The sequence below is a fragment of the Dietzia sp. NPDC055343 genome (assembly GCF_053645265.1).
The window spans coordinates 15554-36962 of record NZ_JBSHMJ010000029.1 but is presented as its reverse complement, the minus strand read 5'-3'; the positions used below and the strand labels follow the sequence as shown (position 1 = coordinate 36962).

The 21409-nt window shown below is 69.4% G+C and carries 19 protein-coding genes and 1 tRNA gene; 9 read left to right on the top strand and 11 right to left on the bottom strand.

The window, feature by feature from the left end:
- Nucleotides 1-4 precede the first annotated feature (4 nt).
- The gene (locus tag ACWIE7_RS13825; RefSeq protein ID WP_454069535.1) at nt 5-1603 is read right to left on the bottom strand and encodes an acetyl-CoA acetyltransferase; all 1599 of its coding nucleotides are present in this window, start codon (nt 1601-1603) and stop codon (nt 5-7) included.
- Nucleotides 1604-1751: 148 nt separating this feature from the next.
- On the opposite strand from ACWIE7_RS13825, the gene ACWIE7_RS13820 reads away from it, so the two are divergent.
- The 5 genes from ACWIE7_RS13820 (at nt 1752) to ACWIE7_RS13800 (ending at nt 5404) form a co-directional block, all read left to right on the top strand.
- Nucleotides 1752-3575, top strand: coding sequence for a thiamine pyrophosphate-requiring protein (locus ACWIE7_RS13820; RefSeq protein ID WP_454069533.1), 1824 nt, complete (start codon nt 1752-1754; stop codon nt 3573-3575).
- The gene (locus ACWIE7_RS13815; protein ID WP_295649063.1) at nt 3572-3793 is read left to right on the top strand and encodes a hypothetical protein; all 222 of its coding nucleotides are present in this window, start codon (nt 3572-3574) and stop codon (nt 3791-3793) included. Before ACWIE7_RS13820 ends, ACWIE7_RS13815 begins: the two co-directional genes overlap by 4 nt.
- A gap of 99 nt (nt 3794-3892) precedes the next feature.
- Nucleotides 3893-3964, top strand: a tRNA-Gln gene (locus ACWIE7_RS13810).
- Between the two features lie 27 nt (nt 3965-3991).
- Entirely contained in the window at nt 3992-4705 is a 714-nt protein-coding gene (locus ACWIE7_RS13805; RefSeq protein ID WP_454069531.1) for a TetR/AcrR family transcriptional regulator, read from the top strand.
- Between the two features lie 24 nt (nt 4706-4729).
- Nucleotides 4730-5404, top strand: a complete 675-nt coding sequence (locus ACWIE7_RS13800; protein ID WP_454069529.1) for a hypothetical protein — start codon at nt 4730-4732, stop codon at nt 5402-5404.
- 22 nt (nt 5405-5426) lie between these two features.
- Here ACWIE7_RS13800 and ACWIE7_RS13795 read toward each other — a convergent pair whose 3' ends face one another.
- The 3 genes from ACWIE7_RS13795 to ACWIE7_RS13785 form a co-directional block, all read right to left on the bottom strand.
- Nucleotides 5427-5717: a DUF4287 domain-containing protein gene (locus ACWIE7_RS13795; protein WP_452100636.1), complete on the bottom strand. Its 291-nt coding sequence runs from the start codon at nt 5715-5717 to the stop codon at nt 5427-5429.
- Nucleotides 5718-6095: 378 nt separating this feature from the next.
- Nucleotides 6096-6665, bottom strand: a complete 570-nt coding sequence (locus tag ACWIE7_RS13790; protein ID WP_454069527.1) for an HdeD family acid-resistance protein — start codon at nt 6663-6665, stop codon at nt 6096-6098.
- Between the two features lie 166 nt (nt 6666-6831).
- Nucleotides 6832-7533, bottom strand: coding sequence for a vitamin K epoxide reductase family protein (locus tag ACWIE7_RS13785; RefSeq protein WP_454069525.1), 702 nt, complete (start codon nt 7531-7533; stop codon nt 6832-6834).
- 91 nt (nt 7534-7624) lie between these two features.
- Between ACWIE7_RS13785 and mfd the strand changes: the two genes are divergently transcribed.
- From mfd to ACWIE7_RS13765, 4 genes are all read left to right on the top strand, one after another.
- Entirely contained in the window at nt 7625-11344 is a 3720-nt protein-coding gene (mfd, locus tag ACWIE7_RS13780; RefSeq protein ID WP_454069523.1) for a transcription-repair coupling factor, read from the top strand.
- The gene (locus ACWIE7_RS13775) at nt 11341-12153 is read left to right on the top strand and encodes a MazG nucleotide pyrophosphohydrolase domain-containing protein (RefSeq protein WP_452100631.1); all 813 of its coding nucleotides are present in this window, start codon (nt 11341-11343) and stop codon (nt 12151-12153) included. The genes mfd and ACWIE7_RS13775 overlap by 4 nt, the downstream gene beginning before the upstream one ends.
- A gap of 334 nt (nt 12154-12487) precedes the next feature.
- Nucleotides 12488-14242: a sodium:solute symporter family protein gene (locus ACWIE7_RS13770; RefSeq protein WP_454069521.1), complete on the top strand. Its 1755-nt coding sequence runs from the start codon at nt 12488-12490 to the stop codon at nt 14240-14242.
- A 21-nt stretch (nt 14243-14263) separates the two neighbouring features.
- Nucleotides 14264-14395 carry a putative transporter small subunit gene (locus ACWIE7_RS13765; RefSeq protein WP_264887430.1) on the top strand — a complete coding sequence of 44 codons (132 nt, stop codon included), beginning with the start codon at nt 14264-14266 and terminating at the stop codon, nt 14393-14395.
- 199 nt (nt 14396-14594) lie between these two features.
- On the opposite strand, the gene ACWIE7_RS13760 is transcribed toward ACWIE7_RS13765, so the two are convergent.
- The 7 genes from ACWIE7_RS13760 to ACWIE7_RS13730 form a co-directional block, all read right to left on the bottom strand.
- Nucleotides 14595-15146 (bottom strand): hypothetical protein, encoded by a 552-nt coding sequence (locus ACWIE7_RS13760; RefSeq protein WP_454069519.1) that lies wholly within the window; start codon nt 15144-15146, stop codon nt 14595-14597.
- Between the two features lie 622 nt (nt 15147-15768).
- Nucleotides 15769-16365 carry an N-acetyltransferase family protein gene (locus ACWIE7_RS13755; RefSeq protein WP_454069517.1) on the bottom strand — a complete coding sequence of 199 codons (597 nt, stop codon included), beginning with the start codon at nt 16363-16365 and terminating at the stop codon, nt 15769-15771.
- 5 nt (nt 16366-16370) lie between these two features.
- The gene (locus ACWIE7_RS13750) at nt 16371-17435 is read right to left on the bottom strand and encodes a CNNM domain-containing protein (protein WP_454069515.1); all 1065 of its coding nucleotides are present in this window, start codon (nt 17433-17435) and stop codon (nt 16371-16373) included.
- Nucleotides 17435-18811 carry a hemolysin family protein gene (locus ACWIE7_RS13745; protein ID WP_454069513.1) on the bottom strand — a complete coding sequence of 459 codons (1377 nt, stop codon included), beginning with the start codon at nt 18809-18811 and terminating at the stop codon, nt 17435-17437. The genes ACWIE7_RS13750 and ACWIE7_RS13745 overlap by 1 nt, the downstream gene beginning before the upstream one ends.
- Nucleotides 18812-18855: 44 nt before the next feature.
- Complete coding sequence (locus ACWIE7_RS13740; protein WP_452100626.1) at nt 18856-19302, bottom strand: hypothetical protein; 447 nt, start codon at nt 19300-19302, stop codon at nt 18856-18858.
- On the bottom strand, nt 19299-19988 hold the full coding sequence (locus tag ACWIE7_RS13735; RefSeq protein ID WP_454069511.1) for a hypothetical protein: 690 nt from the start codon (nt 19986-19988) through the stop codon (nt 19299-19301). The genes ACWIE7_RS13740 and ACWIE7_RS13735 overlap by 4 nt, the downstream gene beginning before the upstream one ends.
- A 175-nt stretch (nt 19989-20163) precedes the next feature.
- Entirely contained in the window at nt 20164-21375 is a 1212-nt protein-coding gene (locus ACWIE7_RS13730; RefSeq protein WP_454069509.1) for an oxygenase MpaB family protein, read from the bottom strand.
- Between the last annotated feature and the right edge of the window lie 34 nt (nt 21376-21409).

Here is a 21409-nt window from a genome sequence, read left to right as displayed (position 1 = left end):
CTCCTCACACAACCGGTCGCGCCACGTTCCGCCGGCCGTTGGCCCGCACCACGACGTCCCTGCCGACCAGCTCTTCGCGAACGGAGAGTTCGGTCAGTTCCTCGGACAGGAACGCCAGGAAACGCGACCCGTCCGCGTGCAGGGAGCCGATCATGATCCCGCGATCCGGCCCGCCTGATCCGTGGTGCACGGTGTACGACTCGATACGCGCGGATCCCTCGGCGTGCCGGGCGACCGGCCGCCGGGACGCAGGGTCCGGCACCCGGGCGGCGGGACCGGATACCTGGGCGGTGGGACTCGATACCCGGGCGGCAGGGCCGGTCAGGGCCCGGGCGCGCGCGGGATCGCCGCCGCACCACGGGCGCGGGTCGGGGGAGTAGATCCCGACCGAGTACTTGTCGAGGATCCCGCCGTTGGCGCCGACCAGACCGTATCCGCCACCTGCCGCACGCAGTGCGGAGACGGTCTCGGCGATCGCGTGCGTGCTGTAGCCGTTGCCGGGCCCGCCGAAGAACGGCAGACCGCCGGTCACGGTGAAGCGGCGTGGATCGTCGACCCGGAGCCCGAGCCCGTCGAGAACCGCGAACACCGGCGCGGCAAAGCAGCTGTAGAGGTCGAAGGTCGTCACGTCATCGACGCCGATCCCCGCCATGTCGAGCGCCGTCGACACGGCGTCCACCGCCGAGGTCCCGCGGTCCAACCTCGGCCGCTCGAGCAGCGGGAGGTCGGTGACGTCGGCGTGTCCGTGCAGGTACACCCACCGCTCCCGTGGCACACCCGCCGCCTGCGCCGCGTCCTGGGACATGAGCAGGACCGCCGCTCCGAGGTTTACCTTCTCCCGCGCGATCGTCCGACGTGGATAGGGAGACCACACCATGCGGTTGTCCGGGGTGACGGTGGCGAGTTTCTCGGCGGTGAACGCCCGCCGCACGGCCGCGAGCGGATTCCCGGCGGCGACCTCGGTGAACGGCGCGAACAGCTCACCGATCGCGCGGCGATAGGCCGCCGGATCCATGCCGAGCGCGGCCCGACGGGCGGTATCGACCAGCGCATAGGCGGCCGGGGCGCTGAACAGTTCGTGGGTGAGCAGGTTGTCGTCGAGGTAGTAGTCCCACCCGGCGCCGCGGTCCTCGAGAGGGCCGTCGGTGTGATCGGCGAAATCCGGCCGGTCGTTCCTGTCGGCGAAGTGAGCCTCCGTCGACAGGGCCTCGCCGCCTGTGATCAGTACCGCGTCGCAGTCGCCGCGGGCGATCCGGCCGCTGAACTCGGTGACCAGGTGCTGCGGGCTCTGCCCACCCACCATCTCCAGCACGGCGCGGGGCGGGTCGATCCCGATGCGTCGACAGACGGCGCGCGGGTAGTTCGACGCCCCGCCGAGAGGTGGCTCGACCGGCCCGGACAGCTCGAACGGTCGGATACCCGCGAGCACATCGATTGCGGTCGAGACCCTGCCCGGCGACCCCGCCGCATCCTCGATCGCCGCCCGCCCGGCCGCGGCCGCCAGGTCGGCGGACGACCAAAACCGATAATCGGCGGAGTCGAGCGGGTCCGACGCCTGCCCGACCCCGACGATCACCGGCGTGGTTCCAGGGGCTGGATTCATGGGCCCCTCCTCATCGCATGTCCACCCGATCATCCCGCGAGCGAGCCCGGAGCGGTGGAGACATCATTGAAGGTTTCCTAACCTCGGGCCACGCCCGACCTGAACCGGCAGCGGCGTCCTCAGGTGCGCCGGTGGAAAGGGGATCACCATGTCCGAGGACACTCGGTCCGCAGAGAAGGAGTCGGTGGCCGACGTCGTCGTCGAACGACTGACGGCCTGGGACGTCGAGAGGATCTACGGCTACGCGGGGGACGGCAACAACCCCCTGCTCGGCGCGCTGCGCCGATCCGGTGTCGGCCCGCGCTTCATGCGCGCCCGCCACGAAGAGGCGGCCGCGTTCATGGCGGTGGGCGACGCCAAATACTCCGGCCAGGCGGGCGTGGTCTGCTCCACCCAGGGACCGGGCGCCGCCCACCTGCTCAACGGTCTCTACGACGCCAAGCTCGACAGCGTCCCCGTGGTGGCGCTGGTCGCGCAGCAGCACACGAGTGTGCTCGGCTCCGGCTACCAGCAGGAGATCGATCTAGCCGCCGTGTTCGCGGACGTGGCCGGGCCGTACATGCAGACCGTGGCGTCGGCCGAGCAGGTGCCGATGGTCCTCGACCGTGCGTTCCGCGCCGCGCTGACCTATCGCACGCCCGTGGTGGTGGTCCTGCCCCACGACGTGCAGAACCTGCCGGCGCCGGAGCTCGGTGACGAGCTCGACCAGGAGCACGGCGTGGTGGTGACCGCGCCCGAGTGGACGCACGGCGTGGTGACCCCGCGCGACGACGACGTGGCCCGCGCCGTAGAAGTCCTGGACGCGGGGGAGCGGATCGCGATCCTGGCCGGGCGTGGGGTGGCCGGGGCGCGCGACGAACTCATGGAGCTGGCCGAGCGCCTGGACGCGGGCGTCACGATGAGCTTGCTCGGCAAACCCTACGTCGACGAATCGTCGCCGCTGGTGGGCGGCACCATGGGGCATCTGGGGACGACGGCGAGTGCGCGGATCCTCCAGAACTGCGACACCCTGCTGATCGTCGGTTCGAACGATCCGTGGACGGAGTTCTATCCGCGCCCGGGGCAGGCGCGGGCGGTGCAGATCGATCTGGATCCGGCGAATCTGGCCAACCGCTATCCGGTCGAGGTGGGGATGGTCGGTGAGGCGGCGTATGCGCTGAGGGCGCTGACCGAACGGGTCGCCAGCCGGGATCGCTCCACCTGGCGTTCGGATGTCGAGACGTGGGTGGGGCAGTGGCGGGAGATCTCCCGCGAGCGGGCCGAGGTGACCGCGCGGGGGCTGAACCCCGAGCTGGTGGCGCGGCGGCTGGCCGAGTGTCTGCCGCACGATGCCCGCCTGTCGGTGGACGTGGGCAGCTCCGTCTACCACTACGTGCGGCAGATGGACCTGCCCACCTCGGTGCCCGCGCACCTGTCCAGCACGCTGGCGTCGATGGGGTGCGGGGTGCCTTACGCGCTGGCCGCCAAGGCCGGGGCCCCCGGCCGGCCCGTGGCGCTGCTGGCCGGCGATGGCGCCATGCAGATGCTGGGAATCAACGAGCTCATCACGGTGGCCGAGTCCTGGCCCGGGTGGGAGGACCCGGTGATGGTCGTGGTGGTGCTGAGTAACCGCGATCTGGCGGAGGTGAGCTGGGAGCAGCGCGAGTCCGAGGCCCAGCCCCGGTTCGCGCGGTCTCAGGAGGTGCCCGGCTTCGACATGGCCGGTTATGCCGAACTGCTCGGACTGCGCGGGGTACGGGTGGAGACGGCCGAGGAGGTGGCGCCGGCGCTGGAGGCAGCGTTCTCGGCGGACCGGCCCACGGTGATCGATGCCGTCACCGATCCGGATATCCCGCTTCTGCCGCCGTTCCCGCACGGACGCGAGATGCTGGAGAGCATGCGGACAGGCCTGCGGGCCGAGGGTGAGGCGGGGTCCCACGCGCTGGAGCTGCTGGAGACCTACGCACGGATGGAAGAGGAGCGGTTCACATGAGCGCACCGAACACGCCCGGTGGAAATGGCGGCCGCGAACCGGACTTCCGTCCCGGGCCGGATCCGAACTTCCGTCAGGACGAGCACGCCGGCTTCGGGCCCGACGCGGAGGTCGAACGCACCCCGCGCCGCGGCCGGCAGCCCGCGCTGGCGGTCCTGGCGATCATCGGCATCGTGCTGCTGGTGCTGGCCGTGGGGATCTTCGGCGGGATCTTCTGACGCGAGCAGGAGGAGCTGCCAGGGCCCTCCGGCACGCAGGTGCACGCCGGAGGGCCCGATCTCATGTGTCAGACTGATGACGGCTCATCCGTGGGCCGTTCCCCCGTGGTGTAATCGGCAACACTTCTGATTTTGGTTCAGACATTCCAGGTTCGAGTCCTGGCGGGGGAGCTGTTGCCGCCGAGGAGGACGAGCATCATGACGGGACAGTCCGGAACGCAGCCGACGCCGCGTACCAGGATGTCAGCGGCCAAGCGTCGCCAGCAGTTGGTCGAGGTGGGTCGCCGGATCTTCGCCGAGTACGGCTACGACGCGGCCACTGTGGAGGAGATCGCGTCGGTCGCAGGCGTGTCCAAGCCCGTCGTCTACGAGCACTTCGGCGGCAAGGAGGGCCTGTACGCGGTGGTGTGCGACCGCGAGTTGGCCTATTTGGGTGCCGAGATCACCGAGGCGTTGGAGGGCGAGGGGTCGCGCCGCCGCATCGAGCGCGCCGCGATGGCGTTGCTTCGCTACGTGGAGGAGCGCACCGACGGGTTCCGGATCCTCGTGCGTGACTCATCGCTGAGCAATGGCGGCTCGTACTCGACGCTGCTCAACGACGCCACGGCCAGTGTCACGTACATCCTCGAGGAGGAGTTCGTGGCCCGCGGGTTCGACCCGGTCACGACGAACGTCTATGCCCAGGCCCTGGTCGGCATGGTCTCCGGTACCGCACAGTGGTGGCTTGACGAGCGCACTCCGCCCAAGGAGAACGTGGCTGCGCATATCGTCAATCTCTGCTTCAACGGCCTGTCGCACCTCGATCCCGCGCCGTCGCTCGAGTCCGACGTCATGGCGAAGTACTCCGGCCACAGTCATCCGGCCGGCGACTCGGCCGGGCGCGATCTGCGCCCGGGGCCGGCCCGGCCCTGAGCGCACCGGAAGTGATGCGGGCCCATGAGCGCACGCGAGGTCCACGGCGAGTCCACCACCTTCTGCGAGGCACCGGCGGACTACGTCGTCGAGACGTACTTCGTCCTCCGGATGGTCATCGCCGGCGGCGCGATCGCCCTCCCGGTCGCACTTCTCGTCTGGGTGGCTGTCGACCCCGACCTGGCGATGAGGGATTCGATCAGCGCCTTCTATTACACGCCGGCGCGCGGCCTTGTCGTGGGAACGCTGGTGGCGATCGGCGTGGCGCTGGTGGCGTACCGCGGGTATACGCGCGGTGAGAACCGGCTGCTCAACGCCGCAGGAACTCTCGCTATTGTCGTGGCCCTGTTTCCGACCGTGGATCCGGCGCTACCAGGGCTGAGTCCGGTGAGCGTCATCCACGCGGTGGCCGCGGTGGCGTTTTTCGTCCTGGCAGCACTGTCGATCGTCTTCTACGGGTCCGAGACCATCAGCTCTCTTCCCGATCCCGGTGTGCAGCAGAGGTACCGCGTGACCTACCGGACGTTGGTGGTCCTGCTTGTCCTTCTCCCGGCCGTCGCCCTGCTCATGGCGTGGTTGTGGGAGTCCACCGCCGCGCTGTTCGTCGTCGAATCGGCGACGCTCTTCGCATTCGCCACCTTCTGGCTGGTCAAGACCTACGAGCTGTCCCGATCCCACACCCGGAGACGGATCGTGTGAGGGGCACGCAGGGGGCACGCAGTCACCGATCCGGGTTGGTGGCCGCGCCGTCGAGCCAGAGCGTGGCGGAGGCGTCCGCGTGCGAGCCACCGGTACCGACGTGTTTCTCGCTGATCTCGGGTCCCTTGGTGATCACGTGGACCAAGGCCATGCCGTGGCCGCGCCCGAGGTCGAAGTCCTCTTTGAGCCAGGCCAGAATCGGGCCGGCCTTCGTCCCCGGACCGAAGCCACGCTCCGATGCCTTGTCCACGAGCTCGCGCGGCGTGAGCCCGGTCTTCTTCTCGATGGTGTCGAGGTACGCCTGGAAGGACATGCGATTCTCCCGTGAGTGGTGGCTGGACCGGCGGTGTGCGGTCGATTATCGCGCAGACCCCGGGCCGACCGACCGCGGTTGGTCGTAACTACTGCGATCTTGGTCGTCACCACTGCGGCGGACACGCGGGATCATCGCAATGGTGACGACAAAGTCGGCAGTGAATCACGGGCACTCAGTATCGCGGGCGCTGAGAGGACGCCCGCAGCAGACGGAGCAGGCGCCGAGGGCGTGGCCACCGAGAAGAACAGGGCCCGCCGAAAGAACAGGGCCCGCCGAAAAGAACGATGCCCCCGCAGCCCTCGAATAGCGGGCAGCGGGGGCATCCGTGTCAGCAGGGACGGCAATCACGCCCTGCCTGAACGGTCAGTCCGAGAATCAGACCTCGTCGGCCACCGGGGCGCTCGAGAGCTTGGCCGCATCGCTGCGCAGGCGGAGCGAGACCGCGATCATGATCAGACCGACGATCACGCCGAACCAGCCGGCGAACGGCAGGAAATTCTCGATGGTCGACGGCCCGAACAGCGCCAGGCCGAGTCCCACCACCGCGATCACAACGCCGACCGCACCCATGATCCACGCGTTGGCGACGACCGTCCGGAGGGTGGACGCGCCGTAGGCCAGCAACGCACCGGAGGCGATCAGCCAGATCGCGAACAGCAGCACCAGCGCGGTCACGGTGATGGACGGCCAGAACAGCACGACCAGGCCGAGCACGATGAAGAGCGCGCCGGCCCCGATGAACAGGCTCGAGGAGCCACTGTGCCCGCGCAGCCCCAGGCCCGTGGTGATGGTCATGGCGCCGTCGGCGATCGCGAACGCCGCCACGAGGAACACGGCGAGCGTGAGGCTCGAGCCGGGGGCGACCAGCGCGGTGATGCCGAGTACGAGCGCCAGGACACCGCGGATCAGCTGGACCCACCAGTTACGGGTGAGGGACGTGATCATTGCTTCCACCTCTCTGTCAGCGGGCTCTCAGCCCGTACGCCTAGTGATCATGCCCGTAATTCGGATCTACGGCAGTCCACTGTGAGGCATTGGACTCTAGTAGGTATCCGCCGGTGCCTGCGGGCGCCCGCCGACGCCGGTGGGAGCGCAGGGCGAGGCCGCCAGATCAGAGGTTGGCGAAGAAGTCCGCCCAGTAGAAGTCCCAGAAAGCCCACAGGATGATCCCGGCGACGGCCAGGTACCAGATCACGACGGGTACGAGGTGCCAGCTCTGCAGCACCCGCACCCAGCCGGCGCGGGTGAGCTTGCCCAGCACGTGCAGCAGCGTGTACCAGAACATGGGGATGGTGGTGGCCCACACGACCATGCACCACGGGCACAGCACCTGGATCTCGAAGATCGACTGGAACGCCAGCCAGTGCACGAACCCTGCGGCGAACGTCAGGCCGAGCAGTGCGCCCACCCAGTACCAGCGCGGGAACCGCACGCCGGACGCGGCGGCCACGCCGATCGCGATCACGATGCCGTAGCCGATCAGCCCGATGAACGGGTTGGGGAACCCGAACGCCGCACCCTGCTCGGAGTTGATGACGCTCTTGCAGCTCATCAGGATCGAGAAGTTGCAGGCCGGCATGTAGTCCGGATTCTCCAGCAGCCGGATCTTGTCCAGGCTGAGTTGGAACGACGCGAGCAGCGCGAGGGCGGAGCCGATGGTCAGCAGTACGCCGATCCAGCGGTCGGTGAACAGTCGCGAGCCCACGTCGCCCCGGTCGGCCGGCGCCTCGTCGGTGGCGCTGGGGGCGATGGTCACCGGGCCGGCCGGCTCGTCGGCGGGGTCGACGTGCTCGGCGTCTGTGGTCTCGCGCATAGGCACAGGGTACCGGCGCGCCGCCGCCTCTAGACTGAGAGATCGTGCGTCGGTCTCGGCGCACCGTTTCTCACCCGGAGGCAGAACACGCGTGACCACCACCGCCACCGCCACGAACATCCCCGCCGCGGGCGCTCCCGCAGCCCTCGCCGGTCTGGCGGGTGCTGTTCTCGCGAACCCGGCGCTGGCCGACCTGCGTGAGGGGCTGGGCCGGGACGCTGCGGTGGTGCGCTCGCCGGAGTCGCTGCGGCCGTTCCTGGTGACGGCGTTGGCGCAGCAGGCGCCGCTGCTGGTGGTCACCGCCACCGAGCGCGAGTGTGAGGAGCTGGCCGACGAGCTGGCGGGGATTTATGACGACGACGAGGTGGCCCAGTTCCCGAGCTGGGAGACCCTGCCCCATGAACGTCTCTCGCCTGCGGCTGACACGATCGGTCGCCGCCTGCGGGTGCTCAGTGCCGTGATGTCCGGTCACGCGCCGCGGATCGTGGTGGCGGCGGCGCGATCGGTGGTGCAGCCCATCTCTCCGGGGGCGGCCCGCCGGAAGCCGGTCCGGTTGGTCAAGGGGGCGGATCTCGACCCGACGGACCTGCTGGTGGAGTTGACGGAGTTCGCGTACGTGCGCGAGGACATGGTGGCCCGTCGGGGGGATGTGGCGGTGCGCGGCGGCATCGTGGACGTGTTCCCCACGACGGCGGACCATCCGCTGCGCATCGAGTTCGAAGGCGACACGATCGCCGAGATCCGCGAGTTCTCGGTGGCCGACCAACGCTCGCTGCCGGAGGGCGAGAAGGACTCGGCCACGCTCTACCCGTGCCGCGAGCTGCTGCTGGACGAGGGCGTGCGCGCCCGGGCCCGCGAGCTGGCCACCGAGCACGACGCCAATCCGACGCTGGTCGAGCTGCTCGATTCACTGGCCGAGGGCATCCCGCGCGACGGTATGGAGGCGCTGACCTCGGTGTTGGTGCCGGGCGAGATGGCCACGCTGCCGATGCTCATGGCCGAGGGCACCCGGGTCGTGGTGTGCGACCCGGACAAGGTCCGCCGTCGCGCCGGTGACCTGGCGGCCGCCGGCCGGGAGTTCCTCGAGGCCTCGTGGACCGCGGCCACCATGGGCGGCGACGCCCCAGTGGACAGCGAGACTCTGGACCTGTCCGGCTCCGGGTACCGCACGTTCTCGTCGATCCGCGAAGAGGCGCAGGAGGCCGGCGTGCCGTGGTGGCAGCTCGTGCCGAGCGGCTTCCTCACCGAGGCCGAGGACGGTCTGACCATCACCGTCGAGGCCGGCGACCCGCCCTCACCGCGTGGCAAGGACTCCGAGATGGAGACCATGTTCACCCGGCTGCGCGCACTCGTCGGCAGCGGAGGCCGGGCGGCGGTCGTGGTCCCGGGCCACGGCACCGTCGCCCGCGTCAAGGAGCGACTGGCCGAGGCGGAGGTCCCGGCCACCGCGGCCGAGGCCGGCGCCGAGCCAGCCGCCGGGTTGGTGACGATCTACGAGGCGGTCCTGCACGCCGGGTTCGCGCTCACCGGCGGTGAGGGTGCCGCGGGTGGTGACGGTCTCGTCGTCGTCTCCGAAACGGACCTCACCGGCAACAGGCTCGGCGCCACCGCGCGTCCCAAGGCGCGACACTCCAAGCGCCGCAACCAGGTCGATCCTCTCGCGCTCAAGGCCGGGGACCTGGTGGTCCACGACCAGCACGGCATCGGCCGGTTCGTGGAGATGGTCGAGCGGCAGGTGCGCGGTGGTGACGGTGCGTCGCGGCGCGAGTACCTGGTTATCGAGTACGCGCCCGGCAAACGAGGCGCCGCCGGGGACCGTTTGTACGTGCCCATGGAGTCCCTCGGCCAGCTCAGCCGCTACGTCGGCGGTGAGGCTCCGACGCTGTCCAAGATGGGTGGCGCGGACTGGCAGAACACCAAGCGCAAGGCCCGCAAGGCCGTCCGCGAGATCGCCACCGAGCTCGTCCAGCTCTACGCCAAGCGGCAGTCCGCGCCCGGGCGCGCGTTCGGGCCGGACACCCCGTGGCAGCGGGAGATGGAGGACGCGTTCCCGTTCACCGAGACCATCGATCAGCTCAGTGCGATCGAGGAGGTCAAGGGGGACATGCAGAAGCCCGCGCCGATGGATCGCGTGGTGGTGGGCGATGTGGGCTACGGCAAGACCGAGGTCGCGGTGCGGGCGGCGTTCAAGGCCGTGCAGGACGGCACCCAGGTTGCCGTGTTGGTGCCCACCACGCTGCTCGCGCAGCAGCACCTGGCCACGTTCACCGAGCGCATGACCGGCTTCCCCGTGACCATCCGCGGACTGAGCCGGTTCACCTCCGATGCCGAGGCCAAGGAAGTCCTCGCCGGGTTGGCCGACGGGACGGTCGACGTGGTGATCGGAACGCACCGCTTGCTCGCGACGGGTGTGCGGTGGAAGAACCTGGGCCTGGTGATCGTCGACGAGGAGCAGCGCTTCGGCGTGGAGCACAAGGAGCACATCACCTCCCTGCGAACCCACGTGGACGTGCTGACCATGTCCGCCACGCCGATCCCGCGAACGCTGGAGATGTCGCTCGCGGGGATCCGCGAGATGAGCCAGATCCTCACCCCGCCCGAGGAACGCCTGCCCGTGCTGACGTACGTGGGCGCGTACTCGGACAAGCACGTCGCGGCCGCGATCCGCCGTGAGCTCCTGCGCGAGGGGCAGGTGTTCTACGTGCACAACCGCGTGCGGACCATCGACTCCACGGCCGCCCGGATCCGGGACCTCGTGCCCGAGGCGCGCGTGGTGGTGGCGCACGGGCAGATGGGGGAGGAGCAGCTCGAGCAGACAGTCGGCGGCTTCTGGAACCGCGAGTACGACGTGCTGGTGTGTACGACCATCGTCGAGACCGGCCTGGACATCTCCAACGCCAACACCCTGATCGTGGACCGCTCGGACCAGTTGGGGTTGTCGCAGATGCACCAGCTGCGCGGGCGCGTGGGCCGGTCGCGCGAGCGCGGCTACGCCTACTTCCTCTACGACCCGGAGAAGACGCTCACCGAGACCGCCTACGACCGGCTGGCCACGATCGCCCAGAACAACGATCTCGGCGCCGGCATGGCCGTGGCCATGAAGGACCTCGAACTGCGCGGGGCCGGCAACGTGCTGGGCGCCGAGCAGTCCGGGCACATCGCGGGCGTCGGCTTTGACCTCTACATCCGTCTGGTCGGCGAGGCGGTGGAGGCGTACCGCGCGATCGCGGACGGCGAGAAGGTCGAGGTGGAGGAGGAGCTCGGCGAGATCCGCATCGAGCTGCCCGTCGACGCGTTCATCCCGCCCGAGTATGTGGACGGCGACCGGCTGCGGCTCGAGGCGTACCGCAAGCTCTCGCAGGCGCGCGAGCCGGCTGACATCGACGCGGTGGTCGAGGAGCTCGTCGACCGATACGGTCCGCTGCCCGTCGAGGCGCGACGTGTGGTGTCCGTGGCGCGGCTGCGGTTGGTGGCGCAGAAGTACCGGGTCCGCGAGATCGTGATCGCCGGTTCCCGGCTGCGTGTCGGCCCGCTCGACCTGCTCGATTCCCAGCAGATGCGGCTCAAGCGCATGTATCCGGCCGCGCAGTACCGGGCCACGCAGAAGACCGTGCTGCTGCCGCTGCCCAAGGCGGCGGGCGCGCGAGCTGGTGCGGGGGGCGAGAAGGCGCGCGACGACGAGATGCTGCAGTATGCCGCCGACTTCCTGACCGCCATGGCCGGCGACCCGGAGGGCTCCAACCCGGTCGTCCAGCCGGAGACCGCGCCGATGGCGACGTCGGCCGGGGCGTCGGGGCCCGGGGCGCGATGAGCCACGAGCCCGCCGACCATCGAGAAGAGGGTTTCGCACAGAATCACTCGGCCGATGTGGTCGAAACACTCTTCTCGACGGCGGGGGACCGCAACGAGGGTCACGACCGGCTGGCCGAGGCCGTGGCCCTCATGACCCGGATCCGTCGCGACGGGGAGTGGGAGTCGTCCCAGACGCATGCCTCGCTGCTGCCGTACCTCATCGAGGAGTCCTGGGAGCTGGTCGACGCGGTGGCCGACGGCGATCGCGACGAGCTGATCTCCGAGCTCGGCGACCTGCTGCTGCAGGTGCTGTTCCACGCCGCGATCGGCGCGGAGCGGACCGAGGGTGCGTTCGACGTTCAGGACGTGGCCGGAGCACTGCTCGACAAGCTTCGTCGTCGGGCGCCCTACTGGTTCACCGACGCGGACGGTGACGGTACGTACCAGTCGGACAGCCTCGACTCCGCCGAACAGGACCGGCTGTGGCAGGAGGCCAAACAGGCGGAGAAGCGCGCTGCCGAGCGCGCCGGCCGCCCGCCCCGCTCGGTGGTGGACGGCATCTCGTGGGACCAGCCCGCGCTCGCACTGGGACAGAAGGTGCTGGGCCGCGCCCGCTCGGCCGGCCTCCCCGACGACCTGATACCGGAGGCCATGCGGATCGTCCGCGTGGACCCGGTGGGCGTCTTCCACGAATCGGGCTCAGCCGAGGTCTCCTACCGGCAGGTCGTCCGCGCCTTCGCCGACCGGGTTCGCGCCGCCGAATCCGCGCTCCGCGTGCCTGCCGCCCAGGCCACTCCGGCCGACTGGCGCGCCGCCTGGCCCGCCTGACAAGCCCTGCCTGACGCACTCGCCTGAAGCACTCGCCTGACGGGCTCGCTTGAAGCGCGGCCGCGCGCGTGACCTGCCATTGCACGCATGCCTGCCTGCGGGGGGCGCGTTGTGGAATCGGCCAAGACGACCTCGGCGCGGGCGAGGTCGCCCCACCAGCGAATTCGTCAAAAAAGTCTGTGCGCTGCAGTCCAGATGTCGCGAGCGGCGCGGGGCCGGGAAGCCGCGTTTGTAGATTCCGACAAAGCGGTCTGACCAGTACGGTTCTCAGTTTCTCCCCAGGTTTCACTATGCTCTGATCGTTCGTACAACAAATTAAGAGGGAAAGGGGCAGATGGGTTTGCTCAGCACAACTGCATTGAGCGCTACGGCTGTCGTTCTTCTCCTGCTGTTGTTCTATGGCGGGACGATGTTCATGTCGATGCGGATCGCGCGTCGTGACGAGAACGCGGACAGTTACATGACGGCTGGCCACAAGATCGGCTTCGGCATCTCGGCCGCGTCGATGACCGCGACCTGGATCTGGGCGTCATCCATGTACGCCTCGGTCAACTCGGGCTACCTCTACGGAGTGTCCGGTCCGATTCACTACGGGCTCTGGGGTGCCCTGATGATCCTGTTCATCTACCCCTTCGGTCGGCGGATCCGGAAGGTCGCGCCGCAGGCACACACGCTCGCAGAGGTCATGTTCGCCCGCCACGGCCGGTCCTCCCAGCTCATGCTGGCCGGATCCAACATCCTCGGTTCCGTCATCTCGTTGACGTCGAACTTCATCGCCGGTGGCGCGCTGATCTCCATGCTCAGCCCGTTCAGCTTCATCCAGGGCGTCATCGTGATCGCCGGTGGCGTGCTGCTGTACACGCTGTGGTCGGGTTTCCGCGCCTCGGTGCTGACGGACTTCGCGCAGGTGCTGGCGATGCTGGGTGCGGTGGTCATCATCGTGCCGTCGATCTTCTTCTTCCTGGGCGGAGTCGAGTTGTTCTCTTCCGGCGCCCAGAACCTGACGCCGCAGCAGCAGTCGTTCTTCTCCTCTGACGCGTTCCTCAACCAGGGCGCGCCCTACATCGCCGCCGTCCTGGCGTACGCGATCGGTAACCAGACGATCGCGCAGCGCCTGTTCGCGGTGCGCGAGGATCTCATCAAGCCGACGTTCATCACGGCGACGATCGGCTACGGCGCCACGATCATCGGCATCGGCATGGTCGGCGTGCTCGCGCTGTACGCGGGCATCTCGCCGGCTGATGGCGACCCGAACAACCTGTTGCCGCAGGTGGCGGCCGAGTACCTGCCGGGCCTGCTGGTCGCGGTGTTCTTCATCATGATCATCGGTTCGCTCTCGTCGACCGCGGACTCGGATCTGGCGGCCATGTCGTCGATCGCGATGACGGACGTCTACGGCCAGAGCATGCGCAGCCGGGGCCGGACCCCGAACCCGCGCACGATGCTCACGATCGGCCGCGTCACGATGATCCTGGCGACGGTCGCCGCGCTGGTGTTCGCCAACATCCGGTTCAACATCCTGGACTTGTTGGTCTTCGTCGGTGCGCTCTGGGGCGCGTTGGTGTTCCCGGTGATCGCGAGCTTCTACTGGAAGAAGGTCACCAACTCGGCGTTCACGGTGTCCGTGCTGGTGGCGCTGGCGGTCTTCCTGCCCACGCGCTTCGGGCTCATCCCGGACACGGGCGTGGCGCCCTGGATCATCGAGGCGCTGGCCGTCGTCGGTGTCGGCGTGGTGTTGGGCCTGATGGTGTTCGGTTTCTTCGGCACACGCGCCGCGCTCATCATCGGCGGAATCGCCGCGGTGGTCAGTGCGCCGTTCGTGTTCGGCTTCCTGCGCGACTACGACACGCTGACGGCGTCGCTCGTGGCGTACGCGGTGAGCACGATCGTCTGTTTCGCGATGTCGGCGCGGAGCTCGATGGAGTTCGACTTCGCCAAGATCGCCCGTCGCACCGCCGACTACGACACCGAGGAGGTGGCTGAGGCCCTCGAGGAGGAAGCCGAGGCCGAAGAGCACTCCGAGTCGGTGTCGGCCGGGCGCGATGCGCGCCGGTCGGACGATGACGACGACGACAAGATCCACGTCTGAGGAAAGGAAGGCGGACTACTGATGTCACCGATTCTGCTGACGATCTATGTACTCATCTGGCCTGTGATCGTGGCCGGCACGCTCGCCGTGATCGTGCGGGGCTTCGTCAAGGAGGCTCTCGAGGCAAAGGAAGAGGGCGTTCCGATCATCTGACGTATCGCAGCCCCGTCGTCCAGGCGCGTCTCGGGGCTGACTATCGGTTGGGGGCCGGGCTGTGCGACTTCATGGTCGCGCGGCCCGGCCCGTTTTATGTTCGGGCCTGGCTTGTCGGCATCTCTGCGGAACGTGTTGGCGCCACTGCGGTGGCGCCGGGCGTGATGTCGACCAAACCGGAGGGCGGCTGCGCAGGCGGCTAGGAACCGGGTTGGTACTGCCAGACCGCGTAGCCAAAATCGACCCAGTTGATGTCGCAGTACGCCTCTTGGCCGTTGGAGGGGTCGATGGATGTCGTCCCGATATCCTCACACGGCTTCGCGGCGAGCGAATTGGCGACCTCGGTACGTGTGGGTAATCCGGGAGCGAGTGCGGGCGCTGGGTACGGCACGAGAGTCGTGTACGGGGCCCAGAGCTTCGCATCTGTGCGTTCCAATTGGGTGCACCAGAGCTGGGTCCCGTCCTCGGCGAAGGCCCGTTGGTTGCGGGCAGGGCAGTAGCTGAACGGAATCACCCAGTTCGAAGCGGTGTATCGTGCCGGCGCGACGGGGTCGTTCCAAAAGAGCGGGTAGGGGAGGTCTGGCAACTGGTTACTTGTCGACCCCGCGGGAACAGGTACAGCAAATGGAGCCAGCGGCGGAAGCTCGACCGAACCGCCGGGCAGAGGCTGGGCCTGCGCCGCTGGGGCGATCGCCACTCCGAGTGTGAGCACGCTCGCGATAGCGGCGAGCGTGGTGCGAGTGCGGGACATCGAAACTCCGGTTTCTCTGAGCGGTAGGGCTTATCAAACCATCGGAGTCCGACAGGCGCGAGTGCAGTCCATGGGTTCGCGCTGGCTTGAGGTAGTACAGGTCGCGGGGGAGAGGACCCCCTTTTCGATTAAGGGTATGTTTACAACACTGTGCACAGCCGCTCGAAATGGGGTCCCGTGAAACGCTTTGTCACCACCGTGGCTCTCGCGCCAGTTGTCGCTGGAATGGCGATTGCTCTGGCTCCCGCCGCCAGCGCGCAGCCCGCTGTCGGGTCAGTCGTCGACCCCATCATTGTTCCGCGTCCGTTCGATATCCCGATCTGGCAGCTTCCTCCGCTTCCGTACCCACTTGAGTGGGAGTTCCGTCTTCCGCCAATGCCGGTCCCGTCGCCAGCTCCGGCCCCTGCCTCGATGCCGGACCCGCGGCCGGGTGATACCTGCCCGCAGTCGAGAATCGGCGAATTGTCGCCAAACAAGCTCCGCTGCACCTTCATGGGAACCCCCAGCCCTGCGCGCTGGGTCGAGTTCGTACCGGGTGTACTTAACCCGGATGGAACCATCAAGCCGGGTGCCGCTGGCTGACCTAAGTCATTCTTGTGGAGCCCAGTGTCGGGCTACTGGCTCAGTCCGGTCGGCGCACCATGACCGTCGACGCCTGACCGGGCAGGGTGGGCACCCGGCCGACGGCCTCGAACCCGAAGCGCTCGTACAGGCGACGGCTGCCCGGGGAGGTTGCCTCGAGCGCCGCCAGAGTCGTCGCGGAGGCGTCGATCGCGGCGAGGCGGTGCGTGAGCAGCGCCGAGCCGACGCCTTTGCCGCGGGCCTGCGGGCCGGCGGCGATGTCGTGCAGGTACCAGTGCGGCTCGAGCGGCCGGTACACCTCCACCGCGAGGGTGTGGGCGAGTCCGCGGGCACCCGGCAGCCGGCTCACGATGCGCTGGACGACCCGCCATGCCGAGCGCAGGAGGGCAGTGGGACGCGATTCGGACCGGGGCGCCTCCCACAGCAGGGCGCCGACGACCTGATCCCCGTCCACGGCCACGTCGGCGAGCTCGGGGTGACGGCGCACCCGGTGACGATAGTGTGCCTCGAGTTTCTTCGGTCGGGTGGCGGGATCGGAGTAGGACATCGCCCACGCGGGGTCGTCGCGGAACGCCTCGGAGAGGAGCTTCGCGACGGTCTGCGCGTCTGCTGAGGTCGCGGGGCGGATGGTCACCATGCGGTTCAGGTTATTCGTTCGGGCCCGGCGGAGTCGAGGAAGGGTCGCGGCTCGGGCAGGATCCTTCGCAGGATGTCGGCCACGGTCAGCACCCCGACGAACGTCCGGTCCTCGGTCACCACCATGAGTTGCTCGCTGCGCTCCCGCGCTTTGGCCAGCGCCTCGTACACGGGCGTCGCCCGGTCCAGGCACATCGCGGTGCGGGCCAGTGGTCGGGCGGGGGCGTCGTCGGGTTCGAGCAGCGTGTCGCGCACATGCACCACCTCCGGATCGCGGCGCCGACCGCCGTCGGGCCCCGGCTCCTCGAAGATCAGGATCCGCATGTGGTCGGTGCGTGCGGCGGCGTCCTGCACCTGTGCCACGGTGGCGTCGGCGGCCACCGCGGTCGGCGCCCGCCCGGAGTCCACGAGGCCGCCGACGGTGAGGTGCTCCAGTTCGAGGGCGCCGGCCAGCGGGGAGCGGATGGACGCCTCCAGCGCGCCGACCGCCGCCGAGTGCTCGACGAGTTGCCGGATGGTGTCGGCGTCCTGCCCGCCCACGGCCGCGCGGTCCACCGGCTCGACCCCGCTGGCGGACACGAGCCTGTTGGCCATGCGGTTGATCCACAGCAGCAGCGGCCGGAACACCCAGGTGAACGCCCGCGCCGGCACGCCGACCAGCCGGGCGGCCCGCTCGGGATCGGCGATCACCCACGACTTGGGAGCCATCTCGCCCACGACGAGGTGCAGGAACGTCACCAGCAGCAGCGACAGCACGAACGACGCGCCGCCGGCCACCCCGCCGGGAATCCCGAGCGAGCCGAGCGCGGGCCCGAGCCAGGCGTCCACGGCGGGTTTGGTCACGGCGCCGAGCGCGAACGTGCAGACGGTGATCCCGAGTTGCGCCCCGGCGAGCATCACGGTGAGCTCGTCGATGCCGCGGATCGCCGCCCGAGCCGACGCGCTGCGCGGGGCGTCGACCTCCAGCCGGTGGCGGCGTGCGCCGAGGAGGGAGAACTCGGTGATCACGAAGAACGCGCTCGCCGCGATCAGGCCGAGAGTGATGATGACGACGACAACGGGACTGCTCATCACAGACCGCCGATGTCGTCGTTGTCGTCGTCGACTTCCACCAGGCTGACCAGTACCTCGGCGGGGACGCGGTGTTCGACCCTGGCCACCGTGATCTCCACGGCGTACCGGCGCGGATCGGAGGCGACGAACTCGCGCGGTTCGACCGGCAGCCCGACGGTGATCGTCTCGCCCTCCTCGGGGAGTTCGCGGTGGGCGGCGATGGTCAGGCCGGCGATGGTCTCGAAGTCGCCGTGCGGGAGTTGGTGGCCGAGGGCGCGCTCGACCTCGTCGATGTGGACCCCGCCGTCGATGCGCCAGCGGTTCTCGCCGTCGGCCACGATGACGTTGTCGAACCGCTCGTCGTGCTCGTCGGTGAGCTCGCCGATCACCTCCTCGGCCATGTCCTCGATGGTCAACACGCCGGCGAATCCGCCGAACTCGTCGACCACCGCCGCCAGCTGCGTGCGTTCGCCGGTGAGCTTGGCGAGCGCGTCGGGCAGCGGCATGAGTGCGGGCAGCACGACCGGAGGGCGCATGAGGTCGGCGACGGTCGCGTCCGGGTCGGCGCCGTGGTGCAGGAGGTCGGACAGTTGGATCACGCCGAGCGGTTCGTCGTCGGCGACCACCGGGTAGCGGGAGTGGCCCCGGGCCATGAGTTCGCGGACCTCGGCCATGGTGAGTTGCGGTGGGACGATGCTGGTCTGGGCGCGGGGGATCATGGCGTGCTCGACGGTGCGGTCAGGAAAATCGAGGATCCGGTCGATGAGCATCGAGAGCTGCACGGGCAGTTCGCCGCTCGCTCGGGAGTCGGCGACGATGCGCTCCAGATCGGCCGCCGTGGCCGAGGAGTCCAGATCCTCCGCGGGCTCGACCTTGACCAGCCGGAGCAGGCCGGTGGAGGCGCGGTCGAACACGATGATCAGCCAGCCGAACACGGCCAGGTAGATGCGGGTCGAGCGGGCGAGTGCGCGCGCGAGGGGTTCGGGGGCGGCGATCGCGAGGTTCTTGGGGTACAGCTCGCCGAAGATCATCTGCACGATCGTGGACGCCGCCAGGGCGAGCACGGTGCCGACGCTGACGCTCACCGCCGCGGGCACGCCCGCCACGCCGAGGAGTTCACCCAGCGATTCGCCGACCAGTGGCTCGGCCACGAAACCCACGAGCAGGCCGGTGACCGTGATGCCCAGCTGTGCGCCCGAGAGCATGAAGGAGGTGCGTTCGGTGATCTTGAGGACGCGTTCCGCCGTGGCGTCGCCGGCCTCGGCCTGCGCGGCCAGGCGGTTGCGGTCGACGGACATGTACGAGAATTCCTGCGCCACGAAGTAGCCGTTGGCCGCGATGATCACCAGGATCGTCACGATCCCCAGCAGGAGAACCAGAATCGTCGTGAGCATGGTGTGGCCGAGGGTACGTGTCCGACCGGCCCGGGCTCACCGGTTCAGGTCACGGCGCCCAGCACGACGAGGCCCGCGGCCCCGCAGGCGGCCGCCACCAGGAGTGAGGCGAGGGTGCCGATGATGAAGCGCTCACTCACCGCCGGGTTCTCCCGGATCTCGGGGTAGCGGCCCAGGGCCTTGATCGCCACCACCACGGCGGCCAGCTCGAACCGGCCCGCGAGGATCGCGGCGGTCAGGCCCACGCGTTCGAGGATCCCGATCCACATCCCGCCGCGCAGCACCTCGCGGACCCCGCCGTCCGGGGGCGCGCTCTCGCGTCGGCTCACCACGGGGCTGCGCTTGTCTCCGCTGATCTCGACCGTGGGTGGCTCGGGCACGCGCGCCGAGCGCAGGACGAGCGAGGCGATGGGCGAGCCGATCGCTGCCGAGACGACCAGCGTCGACAGCACCACCACGGCCACGGCGAGCCAGTCCGGCCAGGCGCTCATCGGTCGGCTCCTGTTCCCGTCGTGGGATCGGATCCGACGCTAGCGCGGCCGCCGTCGCGGGGGTCGGCGCCGGTCGCGGCGGCGTGGGCGCCCGCGAGGAGCCGGTCGAGCGCGGGGTAGGCGGCCCGCTCCTGCCGGATGTGTGACAGGCGTAGAGCCCCGGCGACGGAGGTCGGTGTGATGCCCAGCTCCTCGGCGGCCGCGGCCTGGGTGGGGGAGCGGTCGACCGCGTCCACGGCGCGCCACTGCGCCTCGGTCCGCTCGAGCACGAGCCTTGCGACGAGCGTCCACACGGCTTCGCAGTCGGCGGCCCAGGCGGTCGCCTCCGCGCCGGAATCGCCCGGAACGCGCACCGCGACGGAGCCGGTCATCGACTTGGCCGCTTCCACCGCTTCACGTGCTGCCAGGTAGGCGGGCCCCCGGCCGGCGCGGGTGCCGGTGGCGAACGAGTCGTCATCGACCTCTCCCACCCCGACCCCGCAGTGCCAGTCGCCGTCGCGCAGTGTCGTGAGTAGCGCGGCGCGGACGGCGGCCGGCTCGTCGAGCAGCCCCTGGACCTCGTCGCCGGCGGTGCGCTCGAACGCGGCGACGCACGGCACCTCCGCTTCCGCGAGCGCCTCGAGGAGCCGCGGCACGCGGTCCTGGCTGGTGCGGCTGTGTCGCTGGTCGATCGTCAGCACGTACATGCGGTGATCGTGCCACACACTGCTGACATGAGGTGGAATAGCCACATAGTCATAAATGTGCCGAAAGTGCCTCATCTCGCGAACTGAGGTCCGAGGGTCCTGTGGGCGGGTGCGTGCGCGGGCACCGGGCGGATGGGCGATGCGCGAAGGGGTCGGCGTCCGCCCGTCCCGAGTTTCAGTCGATTTTGGGACGCCCGATGTCCGCCTTGGCCGTGCCGAACGTCTCACGCTCCTGGCGGGCGTACACCCTCCGGCCCCAGTCCTCGAGGCGGGCGCGACCGAACGGCGTGCGGTAGCGCAGCGTGTTGAGTCCGGCGATGTAGAAGTGGGCCCACGGCGGACGGACGGGCAAGCCGAACTCGCGCATCGACTCGCGCCCGAGAAACACGGTGAGCATGCTGAGCAGCCGCTCGTAGGCGAACCACGCCTGGACGCGGGGGAGCGGCCCCGCCCGGTGGCGGTCACGATGCGCCTGCACCAGTGCCTGCGTGAGCTGTGGGCCGGCCTCGCTGAGGTCGGCCTGAGCCTGCAGGATGTGGTAGTTGATGCGGTGCCGCTCGCGCTCGCGCTCGACCAGCATGTCCTCGTCCACGCCGAGCAGCCAGCCGACATAGCGCCACACGTGCATGATGTCGGCGGACTCCTGCCTGCTGACCGGCACGCCGAGCACGCGCACGCCGAGGAGCACCACGGCGTCGAAGAGGCCGAGAGTCGAAGCCAGGTCCGTCTGATTGATGGGCAGGCCCCACTGATCGACGTCCCACCGCGGCTCCATGGAGTCATTGACGACCGCGTGCATGGCCCGGACATGGCCCGTGAGCCGCCAGGCCTCACCGTGCGGGTCCAGCCCGCCGGGCAGCGAGAGCTTCATGGCCCAGTGCTGCGTCTCGGCGAGGCGGCGCAGGGTGGTGCCGCCGGTCAGGCCCCCGGTGGCCACCAGCAGGTCGGATGGGCCGCCGAAGCGGTAGCCGCCGATGAGCGAGAGCTGCAGCAGCACGTCGGCCGCGTTCTGCCCGAACCGCAGGTAGGCCTTCTGGCCGCGCGCGATCCGGTCCCAGTCGACCCAGTCCGGTGTGGCCTCGAGCGTCTCGAGGTACTCGATGAGGACCGGCGCCACGTCGTCGCGCCCACGCAGGCCGGCAGATCCGATCTCGAGGGCCTCGCTGAGCTGCCGGTGGGTCACCGAGCCCGGCTCGCCCTTGCGCTTGCGCATGGCCTTGGCCAGGCGACTGCCGAGCTGGTCCTTCTCGGTGAAGCCGCGGCCGAGTCGGTCCATCAACTCCTCGTCGAGGTCCTCGACCTTGGCCACGCGCTTCAGCGTGCGGCCCATTCGCTCAGAACGCTCCTCTGCGGCGCGGTGACGGACCGGAAACATGGTGGTGGTCATGGAGGCAACTATGACGCGAGTTTTTACTCGCATA

Excerpts from the sequence above, each read along its gene's own strand:
- ACWIE7_RS13825 (WP_454069535.1), bottom strand. The coding sequence starts at position 1,603 with ATGAATCCAGCCCCTGGAACCACGCCGGTGATCGTCGGGGTCGGGCAG.
- ACWIE7_RS13820 (WP_454069533.1), top strand. The coding sequence starts at position 1,752 with ATGTCCGAGGACACTCGGTCCGCAGAGAAGGAGTCGGTGGCCGACGTC.
- ACWIE7_RS13815 (WP_295649063.1), top strand. The coding sequence starts at position 3,572 with ATGAGCGCACCGAACACGCCCGGTGGAAATGGCGGCCGCGAACCGGAC.
- ACWIE7_RS13805 (WP_454069531.1), top strand. The coding sequence starts at position 3,992 with ATGACGGGACAGTCCGGAACGCAGCCGACGCCGCGTACCAGGATGTCA.
- ACWIE7_RS13800 (WP_454069529.1), top strand. The coding sequence starts at position 4,730 with ATGAGCGCACGCGAGGTCCACGGCGAGTCCACCACCTTCTGCGAGGCA.
- ACWIE7_RS13795 (WP_452100636.1), bottom strand. The coding sequence starts at position 5,717 with ATGTCCTTCCAGGCGTACCTCGACACCATCGAGAAGAAGACCGGGCTC.
- ACWIE7_RS13790 (WP_454069527.1), bottom strand. The coding sequence starts at position 6,665 with ATGATCACGTCCCTCACCCGTAACTGGTGGGTCCAGCTGATCCGCGGT.
- ACWIE7_RS13785 (WP_454069525.1), bottom strand. The coding sequence starts at position 7,533 with ATGCGCGAGACCACAGACGCCGAGCACGTCGACCCCGCCGACGAGCCG.
- ACWIE7_RS13775 (WP_452100631.1), top strand. The coding sequence starts at position 11,341 with ATGAGCCACGAGCCCGCCGACCATCGAGAAGAGGGTTTCGCACAGAAT.
- ACWIE7_RS13770 (WP_454069521.1), top strand. The coding sequence starts at position 12,488 with ATGGGTTTGCTCAGCACAACTGCATTGAGCGCTACGGCTGTCGTTCTT.
- ACWIE7_RS13765 (WP_264887430.1), top strand. The coding sequence starts at position 14,264 with ATGTCACCGATTCTGCTGACGATCTATGTACTCATCTGGCCTGTGATC.
- ACWIE7_RS13760 (WP_454069519.1), bottom strand. The coding sequence starts at position 15,146 with ATGTCCCGCACTCGCACCACGCTCGCCGCTATCGCGAGCGTGCTCACA.
- ACWIE7_RS13755 (WP_454069517.1), bottom strand. The coding sequence starts at position 16,365 with ATGGTGACCATCCGCCCCGCGACCTCAGCAGACGCGCAGACCGTCGCG.
- ACWIE7_RS13750 (WP_454069515.1), bottom strand. The coding sequence starts at position 17,435 with ATGAGCAGTCCCGTTGTCGTCGTCATCATCACTCTCGGCCTGATCGCG.
- ACWIE7_RS13745 (WP_454069513.1), bottom strand. The coding sequence starts at position 18,811 with ATGCTCACGACGATTCTGGTTCTCCTGCTGGGGATCGTGACGATCCTG.
- ACWIE7_RS13740 (WP_452100626.1), bottom strand. The coding sequence starts at position 19,302 with ATGAGCGCCTGGCCGGACTGGCTCGCCGTGGCCGTGGTGGTGCTGTCG.
- ACWIE7_RS13735 (WP_454069511.1), bottom strand. The coding sequence starts at position 19,988 with ATGTACGTGCTGACGATCGACCAGCGACACAGCCGCACCAGCCAGGAC.
- ACWIE7_RS13730 (WP_454069509.1), bottom strand. The coding sequence starts at position 21,375 with ATGACCACCACCATGTTTCCGGTCCGTCACCGCGCCGCAGAGGAGCGT.